This is a genomic window from Ruegeria sp. CDSB013 (assembly GCF_059611165.1).
Window position 1 is genome coordinate 569,283 of record NZ_JBXWPA010000001.1, and the last position, 12,776, is coordinate 582,058.

The window sequence follows — 12,776 nt, forward strand, 5'->3', positions numbered from 1 at the left end:
TCCACGAAATGCCTGACACGTCGCAACCCTCACCCGCTACCGGACCACGCCACGTCGCCATCATCATGGATGGCAACGGTCGTTGGGCTCAGGCGCGCAACCGGCCCAGGCTGTTTGGGCATCAGGCCGGTGCCCGGCGGGTAAGGGAAGTAGTCGAGGCCTGTCCGGGGTTGGGTATCAAGTATCTGACAGTATTTGCTTTTTCGACTGAAAACTGGAAACGGACCCAGGTTGAAGTCGCCGGGTTGATGAGCCTGTTTCGACGGTACATCATCAAGGAAGCTCGCAACCTGACCAAAGCCGGTGTGCGCGTGCGCTTTATCGGCGATCGGGTTCGTCTGGATTCCAAGCTGACCGAACTGATGGACACTTTGGAGGTAGCAACCCAGCACAACGATCTGGTGCACTTGACCATTGCGTTGAATTACGGCGGGCGGGATGAGGTTGCCCGGGCGACCAAACGGCTGGCGCGTGACGTGGCCGAAGGCCGCCTGCGACCCGATGACGTGGATGAGGAAACTCTGCCCAAGTATTTGGATACGCATGTTCTTCCCGACCCGGATTTGGTGATCCGAACCAGTGGCGAAGCCCGTATATCCAACTTTCTTTTGTGGCAATCAGCCTATTCGGAATACGAATTCATCGACACGCTATGGCCCGACTTCACCTCGGCCGAGTTGGAACGGCTGTGTCGAAACTTTGGAAGCCGTGACCGGCGGTTCGGAGCGGTTCCGGCATGAGTGAGGGCCGATGGTCTGACCTAACCGCCCGTGTTCTGTCTGCCGCGGTGCTTGTGTGCATCGGTTCAGTCGAAGTGTGGCTGGGCGGGCTGTGGTTCGAAGCCTTTATCGCATTAGCCTGCGGCTTGATGACCTGGGAATTGGTGCGGATGATTGATCCGGACCGCAATGGTATCGCGATCCAGTTGGGCATTCTCACCGGTGTTGCGGTCGTGCTCAGCTATCATCTTCCGCCGCTTTATACGTTGCCATTCCTGCTTGCACCGGCATTGGTCGGGGCAGGGCAAATCAGTCGATCCAAGGGTATCTACGCACTCTTTGCTCTCTGGATCGCTGCGTCGGGTCTAGGCTTCATCTCAATCCGCGAGAACATGGGGTTCGGCTGGATGGTCTGGCTGATCTCGGTGGTCGTGGCAACGGATGTTGCGGGATACTTTGTTGGCAAAACCTTTGGCGGCCCTAAGTTCTGGCCAAAGGTCAGCCCAAAGAAAACATGGTCGGGCACTGCAGGCGGGTGGGCTGCAGCAGCTGTGGTTGGCACGATCTTTGCCGTGAATGCTGGTTTTGGCGTCATGTTTGTGGTGATTTCGGTGCTTGCGTCGATGGCCAGTCAAGCTGGGGACATTGTCGAAAGCGCGACAAAGCGCAAGTTCGGGGTCAAAGATAGCTCGAACTTGATCCCAGGGCATGGCGGGTTTCTGGATCGCTTTGACGGCATGATGGGCGCGGCCCTTTTTGTTTTGATAGCCGGGATTCTCTATTCCCCCGGAGCGATGTGATGCGCAAAATCTCAATCTTCGGCGCGACCGGATCAATTGGACAGAACACGATTGATCTAATTGATCGCGACCCCGCGTCCTATGACGTCGTCGCTCTGACGGGTGGGGCGAATATCAACAAACTGGCAGAAGATGCCCGGCGTTTGAACGCAGATTTGGCAGTTACGGCCTATGAAAACCGGCTGGATGATCTGCGCGCGGCCCTTGCGGGTTCGGGCGTCGAAGTGGCCGCTGGTCAAAATGCGCTGACGGAAGCTGCGGCACGGCCTGCCGATTGGGTTATGTCGGCCATTGTCGGCGCCGCTGGTCTGGAGCCGGGTCTTGAAGTGCTCAGGCAGGGCGGCACGCTGGCGTTGGCCAATAAGGAAACGCTTGTCTGCGCCGGTGCGTTGGTTCTTGAGACTGCCAAGGCGAACAATGCGCGGCTTTTGCCGGTCGACAGCGAACACTCGGCCGTTTTTCAGGCGCTTGTCGGCGAGGATATGGCCGCGGTCGAGCGTATCATCATCACAGCAAGTGGCGGCGCGTTCCGTGACTGGCCACTGAGCAAACTGGCACATGCAACAGTCGAGCAAGCCTCGAGCCATCCGAACTGGGATATGGGGCAGCGGATCACAATCGACAGCGCGTCTATGTTCAACAAAGCGCTGGAGCTGATTGAAACCAAAGAATTCTTCGGCGTGTCTCCGGATCAGATCGAAGTGCTGGTGCACCCGGAATCCGTCGTTCACGCTCTGGTCGGGTTCCAGGACGGCGCTGTCATGGCCCATATGGGCGCCCCGGATATGCGCCATGCCATCGGGTACGCTTTGCACTGGCCCGATCGGAAGGACTTGCCGGTCGAACGACTGGATCTTGGAAAACTGAAGCAGCTTAGGTTCAATGAACCTGATGAGGCGCGGTATCCCGCGCTGCGCTTGGCACGCGCCGTGATGGAACGCGGTGGCCTGTCAGGTGCTGTATTCAACGCCGCCAAAGAACGGGCGTTGGATCGGTTCATTGCGCGTGAAATCGGTTTCCTTCAGATGGCCGACATAGTCGAGACCGTTCTGGACAGGTTTGAGGCCGCAGGCGACCTTATTGATGCCCCTTTAATCCTTGATAACGTGCTGCAAACGGACCATTTGGCACGTACGTGGGTCGATGACATCGTCATCCAACGAGCAGGATAGAATTTTGGACGTACTTTCTCTGATCCCTCAGTTCGGCAATTTGCTGTATACGATCATTGCCTTTGTCATCGCACTTTCGGTGATCGTGGCGGTACACGAGTACGGCCACTACATTGTTGGACGCTGGTCCGGTATTCATGCCGAGGTGTTCTCGGTCGGGTTTGGCCCGGTTCTTTGGAGCCGCATCGACAAGCGCGGCACGCGGTGGCAGATCGCCGCGCTGCCTTTTGGTGGGTATGTCAAATTCTTGGGCGACGCGAACGCGGCGTCGGGCAAAGACGAAACCGCGATGGAGGAAATTACCGAACAAAGCCCAGAGGATCTGCGCCGCACTATGCACGGGGCGCCTCTTTGGGCCCGGTCGGCCACGGTTGCCGCAGGTCCGGTTTTCAATTTCATCATGTCGATCCTGGTGTTCGGTCTGATTTTCCTGACCCAGGGCGTGACCAAAGACCCACTGACCGTTGGGACCTTGCACCCTTTGCCCGGCACTGTTCAGCAATTGCAGGACGGTGACGAAATCGTCGCGATTGGCGGCGTCGCGGTGCCTGACTTCGACGAGGAGGGCGCATGGACTGACTTTGTTGACGCGCTGCCGGTGGAACCGGTTTTGGATTATAAGGTCATCCGCGATGATCAGACCATGGATGTTACGGGCCCCTGGCTGTTTCCGCCACTGATCCAGCAGGTTAGCCCGCGCAGTGCGGCCATGGATATCGACCTTCAGCGCGGTGATGTCATCACTTCGGTCAACGGAGACCCAATCTTTGCTTTCGATCAGTTGAAAGAGCATGTCGAAGGGTCCGACGGGAAAGTTCTGCTCTTGAATGTCTGGCGCGACGGGGCCGATCTTGAATTCGCCCTTGCCCCGCGCCGCACCGATGAACCACAGGCAGAAGGCGGCTTTGTCACGCATTGGCGCATTGGTATCGTTGGCGGCATGATGCTGGAACCTGCGACTGAATCGGCTGGTGTTCTCGAATCCATTTCGGGCGGCGCACGTCAAACTCTGCGTGTCATAGACGGCTCACTGTCAGGTATCTGGCACATGATTACCGGTGCCATCAGCACCTGCAACATGACCGGCCCGATTGGTATTGCCGAAACTTCGGGGGCGATGGCCAGCCAGGGTGCGCAAAGCTTCATCTTCTTTATTGCTGTGCTGTCTACAGCAGTCGGTTTGCTGAATCTGTTTCCGATCCCGGCCTTGGACGGCGGTCATCTGGTGTTTTATGCCTATGAAGCTGTAACTGGCAAACCGCCAAGCGATGGCGCGCTGAAGATTTTGATGGGGGTAGGGGTCTCCTTGATCCTCGGCTTGATGATCTTCGCACTGACCAACGATCTGTTTTGCTGATTATGGCCTTACGCGCCAACAAAAGCCGCAATTTCGCCTCAATCCGCAGATAATTTTATCGCGTCTCAATTTTATGTGGCAGATGCTCAAATGACCAAGGCACTTCGAAAATCGTATCAAAGCTTTAGCTTCCTGTTCATGTTGAACTGGGACTTTTTGCTGTTTTTCGGTGCGACTGCACTCGCCATTGGCAGTTGGACCTTCTTGGTCAACATGTGATTCTTACCATTAATTGAACACGATTAGCAGCGGCCCATTGGGCCGCTTTGTGTTTTCGTCTTTTGACAAGGAAACCTAATCTCGCTACTCAACAATAAAGTCCTAAAATTCGGGTAGAAAAAAATGACTGATAGGCGAGGCGCAGGCACATCCTGCGGGGGGCAGAAGCCAGTAAACAATATTTTGTGGCAGACGCTACGTATTTTTTCTTTTGTTTTTGTAGCAAGCTTTACCTTCCTGCCGGAGGTTGCGCGCGCGCAAAACTACACGATCAATTCGTTCGATGTTGAGGGTAACAGGCGGATCGAAAGTTCGACAATCATTGCCCGGACTGGAATTCAGCCAGGTCAGACAGTGACCGCCGGACAGTTGAACGATGCGTTTCAGCGTTTGCTTGACAGTGGTGTTTTTGAGACAGTTGAACTGACGCCGCGTGGAAGCACTCTGGTGATCGAGGTCGAAGAATATCCGACGATCAACCAGATCAGCATCGAAGGCAACCGCCGCGTAAAGGACGACGTTCTGCTTGAGGCGATCAATTCTCAGCCTCGTCGGGTTTTTACGCCTCAGCTTGCTGAAGCCGATGCAGATCAGATCGCCGAAATCTATTCCGCGCAGGGCCGCGTTTCCGCAACCGTCATCCCGCGTATCATACGCCGCAGCGACAACCGCGTCGATCTTGTCTTTGAAATTGCCGAGGGCACAACGATCGAGGTCGAGCGTGTTAGTTTTGTCGGCAACCGGGCATACTCGGATCGCCGCTTGCGCAGAGTTCTTGAGACTAAGCAAGCCAACATTCTGCGCACGTTCCTGCGCGGCGACACGTTTATCGCTGACCGAATCGAATTCGATAAACAGGTCATCCGCGACTTTTATCTGTCGCGTGGATACGTCGATTTCCGTGTGAACAGCGCAAACGTCGAATTTACCCGCGAACGTGACGCCTTCTTCCTTGTGATGAACATCACCGAAGGGCAAAAATTTTCATTCGGTAAGATTTCGACCGTCAGTGAAATTCCCGGGGTGGACCCTGCCGCATATCAAGCAGCGTTGAAAATCCGTCCAGGTGTGACCTATTCCCCGTCGCTGATCGAAAGCTCGATCGCTCGCCAGGAACGGTTGGGTTTGAAACAGGGTGTTGATTTCCTGCGGGTCGAACCGAGGGTCACGCGCAATCCACGTGATCTGACGCTGGACGTTCAGTTTGTTCTGACCAGAGGTCCGCGGATCTTTGTTGAACGTATCGACATCGAAGGCAACACAACGACACTTGACCGCGTGATCCGCCGCCAGTTCGATACGGTCGAAGGTGATCCGTTCAACCCGCGCGAAATCCGCCAGAGTGCCGAACGTATCCGTGCCCTTGGATTCTTTGCCGTGGCAGATGTTGAGCCGCGCGAAGGCTCCACGCCCAGCCAGGTGATTGTGGATGTGGACGTCGAAGAACAGCCCACCGGCTCGTTAAGCCTTGGTGGTAGCTACTCGATTTCAGACGGTTTCGGGATTGCAATTGGCCTGAACGAATCCAACTTCCTGGGTCGCGGTCAAAACCTTGGGTTGACCCTTTCGACGGCGCAGGATTCCGAGCAATACATCATTAACTTCACCGAACCATATTTGCTGGGTCGCCGGTTGCAGTTCGATCTCGGTCTTGGTCTGGCATCGACGAATTCGAGCTTTGCGAGCTACGATACCAAGCGCGTCTTCTTCGAGCCGCAGCTGAGCTACGCAATCAGCGAATTGTCTTCGCTCCGTCTCCGCTATGGATGGAACCGCAGCGAGATGACGCAGCAGGACGATGAAGTGAACGGCGCTGTTATCGCTTCGGAAATCGAGCAGGGTAAGCGGACATCCAGCACGCTGGGCGTATCCTACCTCTATGATAGCCGTCGCGGTGGTTTGAATCCGAATGCGGGCGTTTTGTTTGAGGTAGGCGTTGATGCGGCCGGTCTTGGCGGCGACAACGAATTCTACAAAACAACAGCGCGCGGCATCGCGCAGACACGTGTCCTGAACGAGGAAGTTGTTCTGCGGGCATCGATGGAAGTAGGTGCGCTGCATTGGCAGGGCGACGACTTCAGCCGCGTGATCGACCGCTTCTTGATTGGTCCGAACACGTTTCGTGGCTTTGAACCTGCGGGTCTGGGTCCGCGTGACTTGTCGAATGGTCAGGACGATGCCATCGGTGGTAACTATTACTGGGTTGCCCGGTTTGAATCGGACTTCCCGCTTGGCCTGCCCGAAGAACTGGGTCTGCGGGGCGGCGTGTTCTATGATGTTGGTAACGTCTACAACATCAACAACGTAAACACCGCTGGTGCCGACATCGTGGGCGCGGACGGGTCTGTCCGCCACGTGATCGGTGTGTCGGTTCTGTGGGAAACGCCTTTTGGCCCTCTGCGGTTCAACTTCTCGAAAGCTTTGAAGAAAGAAGACTTCGACAAGGAACAGAACTTTGACCTGACCGTTCAGGCGCGGTTCTGATCGCCAGATGCTGAACTTGATAAAATTAAGTGCGCAGGGCCCATTTCGGGCCCTGTGCGTTTTTCTGGCGCTGGCCTGCGTGTCGACCGCTCAGGCGCAGCAATTGGGTGTTCCTCAGGCGAATGTTCTGACCCTGTCCAGCGACCGGTTGTTTTCCGAGTCGCAATTCGGTCGGCGCGTCATGCGCGAGATCGAAACCGAAGGCGCATTGCTGGCAGACGAGAATGAACGAATTGTCGCTGAGCTGAGCAAGGAAGAAAAAGACCTGACCGAAAAGCGCGCAGAACTGCCAACCGAACAATTTCGCCCGCTGGCCGAGGCGTTTGACAACAAGGTTCAGTCGCACCGTGAAGGCCAGCGCGCCAAACTGGACGCCCTTGCACGCCGAAGCGAGGAAGCCAGGCAGACCTTTCTGGTTCTGGTGCAACCGATCCTGATCGAGCTGTTACGCGAATCCGGGGCGTCGGTCGTTATCGAACGTTCCAATGTCTTTCTCAGCTCGGACCGAACCGATGTGACGGACACGGCGATTGCGCGGATCAATGAACAGATTGGCGATGGCAGCCAACTTGAAGACGAAAGCAAAGAATAGGTTTGCTTGCCCTTGAGGCGCGGTGTTGCTAACCACGCGTCAAAGAGAAATCCACAACGGGACGACTGCACTATGACCACGGAAACCAAAAGCGCAGACATTCAGCTGATCCAGCGGATATTGCCCCACCGCTATCCGTTTCTGCTGGTCGACAAGGTCGTCGATATCTCGGGCTATCAATCGGCGGTTGGCATCAAGAACGTCACCATGAACGAGCCGCATTTCCAGGGGCATTTTCCGGGAACCCCGATCATGCCGGGTGTAACCATTGTCGAGGCGATGGCACAGACCGCAGGGGTCATGCTGGGCGTGGGCATGGATGTGATCGACAGTGAGCTGTTGATCTATTTCATGAACATCGACAAATGCAAATTCCGTCGCAAGGTGATCCCGGGTGACGTGCTTGAAATGCATGTCGAAACGGTCCGCGGCAAAAAAGGCGGCAAGATCTTCAAATTTGCCGGTCGCGCCACAGTCGATGGCGAGGTCGCGGCCGAGGCCGAGTTTTCGGCCTATGTCGACTGGGATATGGAAAAGACCACATGAGCGGCATCCACCCAAGCGCAATCATCGAAGACGGCGCGCAGATTGGTGAAGGCTGCGTCGTAGGTCCGTTTTGCTATGTGGGTCCCCAAGTCAAGTTGGCCGATCGGGTTGAGCTGAAGTCGCATGTTGTCGTGACCGGCGATACTTCGGTTGGTGAAGAGACCGTGATCTTCAACTTTTCGGTCATCGGAGAGATCCCGCAGGATCTGAAGTTCGGCGGTGAAAACACGAGCCTTGAGATCGGTAAACGCAACCGGATTCGCGAACATGTCACGGTGAATACCGGGACCGATGGTGGCGGCGGCGTTACGCGGATTGGGGATGATTGTCTGCTGATGGCGGGCGTGCATGTGGCCCACGATGTCCAGATCGGCAATCGGGTGATCATGGTGAACCATGCCGGCGCTGCGGGTCATTGCATCATTGAGGATGACGTGATTGTCGGTGGTATCTCTGGATTGCACCAGTGGGTCCGCGTTGGGCGCGGCGCGATCATCGGCGCGTTGACCATGGTTCCGAATGACGTGATCCCATATGGCCTGGTTCAGGCGCCGCGTGGCGAACTTGATGGTCTAAATCTCGTCGGCCTCAAACGGCGCGGTGTCTCACGTGAGGATATTGCCGCTTTGCGGGCGGCCTTCCGCGAATTGTCGACTGGCGATGGTACGTTCATGGAGCGCGCGCACCGGGTCGGCACGGATAACGAAAGCGAATACGTTCAGCGGATCGTCGATTTCGTGACCGGACATTCGGATCGGTCTTTCCTTACACCGGGGAAATAAACAATGCTGGCGCTGATTGCGGGAACAGGCGTTTTGCCGGGTGAAGTTGTCGCGCAACTGTCCGACCGCCCGGTGGTCTGCGCGATGGAAGGCTTCCGCCCGGATACTTTATCCCCGGATGTCGAGTTTCCATTGGAGAAGGTTGGAACCTTTATCGCCGACATCAAGGCGCGGGGTGTGACCCAGATCTGCATGGCAGGTGCCGTAGGCCGCCCGCCCATTGATCCTGCAAGGATCGATGCTGCAACAATGCCTTTGGTCCCAATCCTGCAACAAGCCATCATGTCCGGCGATGATGCGGCGCTGCGCGCGGTCATCGGCATTTTTGAGGATGCAGGTCTGGAGGTTAAGGCAGCCCACGAAATCGCGCCGAACCTTCTTCCAAAACTCGGGTGTCTGACGCAGGCGCAACCGTCTGAGGCCGATCTGACGGATGCGGACCGTGCATCGGGTATCGTCCGGGCGATGGGTGCTGCGGATGTCGGGCAGGCCTGCGTGGTTTCAAAACGGCAGGCGCTGGCGATTGAGGGTATCTTCGGCACGGCATGGATGTTGCAGTCTCTGACTCAGCGCCCGGATGCGGGCGGCGGCATTCTGTTCAAAGCCCCGAAACCGGATCAGGACGTTCGTGCAGATCTGCCTGCGATCGGGCCTGATACTGTGTCTGGCGCAGTTGCGGCGGGGCTGTCGGGAATTGTGATCGAAAAGGGCGGCGTCCTTGTGCTTGAGAAAGACCGCGTGATCGCGGAATGTGATCGGCTGGGCCTGTTTTTGTATGTCCGCGAGCGGACGAACTGATGCGGGTTTTCGTCGTCGCCGGTGAACCTTCGGGGGACCGGCTTGGCGGGGCATTGATGGAAGGCCTGCGCGCGCTGGTACCAGGAGTTGAATTTCAGGGCGTTGGCGGCCCGCTGATGCAGGCACAAGGGTTGGACAGCCTTTTTCCCATGTCCGAATTGTCGGTCATGGGACTGGTCGAGGTTCTCCCCAAGTTCTTTCACCTCAAACGTCGGATTTCTGAGACAGCGCAGGCTGTTCTGGATAGCAATCCAGACGTTCTGATCACCATCGACAGTCCCGATTTCTCATTGCGGGTTGCCAAGCTGGTCAAAGCGCAAGGTACTATTCGCACGGTTCACTATGTCGCCCCCAGCGTCTGGGCCTGGCGTCCCGGGCGTGCGGACAAGATGGCCAAGGTCATCGATCATGTGCTGGCGCTGTTGCCGTTCGAGCCGCCTTATATGCAGCGCGCGGGGATGGAATGTGACTTTGTCGGGCACCCGGTGGTCAGCGAACCAGCGGCGACCGAACAAGACATTCAGGCTTTTCGCGAGGCCTACGGTCTAGGCCAAGCGCCCATTGTTCTGGCCTTGCCCGGTTCGCGGCGGGGTGAGGTGGATCGACTGGCTCCGGTCTTTGGTCAGGCGTTAATCGAGTTTGTGAAACAGCGCCCTGACACGCGCGTTGTCGTGCCAGCTGTGGCCCATATGGTTGATGCGGTCACCGAACATGTTCAGGACTGGCCAGGGTCGCCCGTCGTGGTTGACCCCCGAGACTTGCCCTCGGACCAGGCGCAGGCGCAGAAAAGGGCCGCTTTTGCTGCGGCCGACCTTGCGTTGGCGGCGTCTGGGACAGTTTCATTGGAACTGGCGGCACAGGCTACGCCAATGGTCATAGCCTACAATCTGAACTGGCTGACTACTCTGATCGCAAAGCGCATGGTTAATCTGGACACGGCGACCCTTGTCAATCTGGTGTCTGAAACACGCGCGGTTCCCGAATGCCTGCTGGATGATTGCGAACCGAATAAGATTGCCACGGCATTGTCGGACGTTGCCACTAGTCCGGATGCGCAGCGCAGCGCGATGGATGTGACCATGGACCGTCTGGGGCGCGGTGGTGAGGCACCGGGTCTGCGGGCGGCCCGAGCGGTTTTGAACAGGCTGCCCAATCGCCATGATTGAACACATCCTGTTCGCATTTTCCGCTGCGATCGTGACCATATCAACTAACCTGGACAATCTGGTCATCCTGTTTGGCCTGATCATGGTGATGGAGACACGCCGAGCCGTCTTTGGCTTTGCCGCGGCGCAAATGATAATTCTGAGCCTGTCGCTTGTGATTGCCAGCGGGCTGGATCACAGCCGGTTTCTGAATTGGGTCGGTTATCTTGGGATTATCCCGTTGTCTCTGGGCCTTTATGGCATTTGGCAACAACGGAAAGGGTCGGGCGGGCGTCAACTGCCTGATACAGGGGCCATCACCTCGGTCGTCGCGCTGTTTTTGACGCTATCGATTGATACGCTTGCGGCTATGACTCCGCTGTTCGCGGATTCGACGCCAGCGTTTCGGTTGACGGCCTTGATCGGGGCCGGGTGCGCACTGGCGACGTTAATCGGGATTGCAAGTTGGGGCGCACCACGCGCTCAGGTTTTAGGTCCGCGTTTTGCCCGCCTTGACAGGATTGCACCTTACATCATGGTGGCAGTCGGACTGTATATTCTGGTGAACAGCCCGACCGACGTCTTGTGATCGGGGTTCCTCAGTAACCGCGCCAGATCCAGCCGCCTCCGTATATGCGGCTGCTTTCATTGGAATAGAACACGCAGGCCTGACCGGGCGAAATGCCTTCCTCGGGTGTCAGCAATTCGACTTCGGCAGTCGTTTCAGACAGAGGTCGGATAATCGCCTCACGCGGCGGGCGGGTCGACCGCACCTTGACCGACAGATGCCATTCGTCGCGTGAAGTAAAAGGTTCATCCCCCAGCCAGTTGATCTCGCGCACCGGAACGGTCCGGGTCGCCAGCAGCTCTTTCGGGCCAACCACAACCTGCTTTTTGTCTACGTCCAACTTTATCACATACAAAGGCTCGCTCAGCCCGCCGATACCAAGTCCGCGGCGCTGACCGATGGTGTAGTGAATAACGCCGTTATGCTGCGCCAGCACTCGACCGTCGGAATGAACGATCTCACCTGGTTCCGCCGCACCGGGGCGCAGCTTTTCGATCACGCTGGCATAGTTGCCATCGGGCACAAAGCAGATGTCCTGACTGTCGGGCTTGTCTGCCACCGACAGCCCGTAATGCGCGGCCATCTCTCGGGTTGCGTCCTTCGAGGGTAAGTGGCCCAGTGGAAAACGCAGAAAGTCCAACTGCTCAGGCGTAGTGGAAAACAGGAAATAGGACTGATCCCGGTTCGCGTCTTCGGCGCTGTGCAGCTCTGGCCCGTTCGCGCCCATCTTGCGCTGGATATAATGGCCAGTCGCCATGCAGTCGGCTTCAAGGTCCTTGGCGGTTTCCAAAAGGTCCTTGAACTTCACCCGCTCATTGCACCGGATACACGGGACCGGAGTCGCCCCGGCCAGATAGCTGTCGGCGAATTCGTCGATCACGGCATCTTTGAAGATGTTCTCGTAATCCAGAACATAATGCGGAAAACCGCGTTCCTCTGCCACACGCCGCGCGTCATGGATATCAATCCCGGCGCAGCATGCGCCTTTCTTGGCCAAGGCCGCGCCGTGATCATACAGCTGCAGCGTCACGCCAACCACGTCATAACCCTGATCTGCCAAATATGCAGCGACAACCGAACTGTCCACGCCACCGGACATGGCAACAACCACCCGTGTTTCCGACGGGGGTTTGGCAAAGCCAAGCGAGTTCAGCGGTGTCTCGGTATCGAGGGCCATGACGATTCCAGTGCGGGTTAAGAAAGACCGGCAGAATATAGGAAAATTCTACACACTCTCAAGGGGCGGTTTCACCCGGCATTAAGTAGGCTGTCGGCAGCTTTGTCGCAGCTGAAAAAGGGTCAAGAGATGTATTTGCACAAAGTCGAAGGGCCAAGGTCCGTAACCCTGCCGGATGGAACGGTTTTATCGCGTAGCGATCTACCACCTGCAGAGACGACCAGATGGGTCGCATCGCGCAAGGTGGTTGTGGTGCGCGGCGTTCTTTACGGGCTGATTTCGTTGTCAGACGCCAAAAAGCGGTATGGGCTTAGCGATGAAGAGTTCAATTCCTGGGTTTCTGCAGTCGCTGAGCACGGAACAGACGCTTTGAAAGTCACGGCCTTAAAAAAATATCGACAACTTTAAGATGAATGT

General features: G+C 56.8%; 14 protein-coding genes. 13 read left to right on the top strand and 1 reads right to left on the bottom strand.

Annotated features, from left to right (window positions below; genetic code table 11):
• Positions 1-8 precede the first annotated feature (8 nt).
• From uppS to AC2FJF_RS02910, 12 genes are all read left to right on the top strand, one after another.
• Positions 9-740: a polyprenyl diphosphate synthase gene (gene uppS / locus AC2FJF_RS02855; RefSeq protein ID WP_496722744.1), complete on the top strand. Its 732-nt coding sequence runs from the start codon at positions 9-11 to the stop codon at positions 738-740.
• Positions 737-1,519 (top strand): phosphatidate cytidylyltransferase, encoded by a 783-nt coding sequence (locus AC2FJF_RS02860; RefSeq protein WP_496722747.1) that lies wholly within the window; start codon positions 737-739, stop codon positions 1,517-1,519. Before uppS ends, AC2FJF_RS02860 begins: the two co-directional genes overlap by 4 nt.
• Positions 1,519-2,691, top strand: a complete 1,173-nt coding sequence (dxr, locus tag AC2FJF_RS02865) for a 1-deoxy-D-xylulose-5-phosphate reductoisomerase (RefSeq protein WP_496722750.1) — start codon at positions 1,519-1,521, stop codon at positions 2,689-2,691. Before AC2FJF_RS02860 ends, dxr begins: the two co-directional genes overlap by 1 nt.
• Positions 2,692-2,695: 4 nt before the next feature.
• Positions 2,696-4,048 (top strand): RIP metalloprotease RseP, encoded by a 1,353-nt coding sequence (gene rseP / locus AC2FJF_RS02870; RefSeq protein WP_496722752.1) that lies wholly within the window; start codon positions 2,696-2,698, stop codon positions 4,046-4,048.
• Positions 4,049-4,138: 90 nt separating this feature from the next.
• Entirely contained in the window at positions 4,139-4,267 is a 129-nt protein-coding gene (locus tag AC2FJF_RS02875; RefSeq protein ID WP_496722754.1) for a hypothetical protein, read from the top strand.
• Positions 4,268-4,390: 123 nt separating this feature from the next.
• On the top strand, positions 4,391-6,751 hold the full coding sequence (bamA, locus tag AC2FJF_RS02880; RefSeq protein WP_496722757.1) for an outer membrane protein assembly factor BamA: 2,361 nt from the start codon (positions 4,391-4,393) through the stop codon (positions 6,749-6,751).
• Positions 6,752-6,758: 7 nt separating this feature from the next.
• Positions 6,759-7,343 carry an OmpH/Skp family outer membrane protein gene (locus tag AC2FJF_RS02885; protein WP_496722759.1) on the top strand — a complete coding sequence of 195 codons (585 nt, stop codon included), beginning with the start codon at positions 6,759-6,761 and terminating at the stop codon, positions 7,341-7,343.
• 72 nt (positions 7,344-7,415) lie between these two features.
• Positions 7,416-7,889 carry a 3-hydroxyacyl-ACP dehydratase FabZ gene (gene fabZ, locus AC2FJF_RS02890; RefSeq protein WP_496722762.1) on the top strand — a complete coding sequence of 158 codons (474 nt, stop codon included), beginning with the start codon at positions 7,416-7,418 and terminating at the stop codon, positions 7,887-7,889.
• Entirely contained in the window at positions 7,886-8,671 is a 786-nt protein-coding gene (gene lpxA, locus AC2FJF_RS02895) for an acyl-ACP--UDP-N-acetylglucosamine O-acyltransferase (RefSeq protein WP_496722764.1), read from the top strand. The genes fabZ and lpxA overlap by 4 nt, the downstream gene beginning before the upstream one ends.
• 3 nt (positions 8,672-8,674) lie before the next feature.
• A complete protein-coding gene (locus AC2FJF_RS02900) occupies positions 8,675-9,469 on the top strand; it encodes an LpxI family protein (RefSeq protein WP_496722766.1) in 795 nt (264 codons plus the stop codon).
• A complete protein-coding gene (lpxB, locus tag AC2FJF_RS02905; RefSeq protein WP_496722769.1) occupies positions 9,469-10,635 on the top strand; it encodes a lipid-A-disaccharide synthase in 1,167 nt (388 codons plus the stop codon). The genes AC2FJF_RS02900 and lpxB overlap by 1 nt, the downstream gene beginning before the upstream one ends.
• Complete coding sequence (locus tag AC2FJF_RS02910) at positions 10,628-11,203, top strand: hypothetical protein (RefSeq protein ID WP_496704259.1); 576 nt, start codon at positions 10,628-10,630, stop codon at positions 11,201-11,203. The genes lpxB and AC2FJF_RS02910 overlap by 8 nt, the downstream gene beginning before the upstream one ends.
• A gap of 10 nt (positions 11,204-11,213) precedes the next feature.
• On the opposite strand, the gene mnmA is transcribed toward AC2FJF_RS02910, so the two are convergent.
• Positions 11,214-12,359, bottom strand: a complete 1,146-nt coding sequence (gene mnmA / locus AC2FJF_RS02915) for a tRNA 2-thiouridine(34) synthase MnmA (protein ID WP_496722771.1) — start codon at positions 12,357-12,359, stop codon at positions 11,214-11,216.
• A gap of 129 nt (positions 12,360-12,488) precedes the next feature.
• Between mnmA and sciP the strand changes: the two genes are divergently transcribed.
• Positions 12,489-12,767 (top strand): CtrA inhibitor SciP, encoded by a 279-nt coding sequence (gene sciP / locus AC2FJF_RS02920; protein WP_496722773.1) that lies wholly within the window; start codon positions 12,489-12,491, stop codon positions 12,765-12,767.
• The last annotated feature ends 9 nt before the right edge of the window (positions 12,768-12,776 follow it).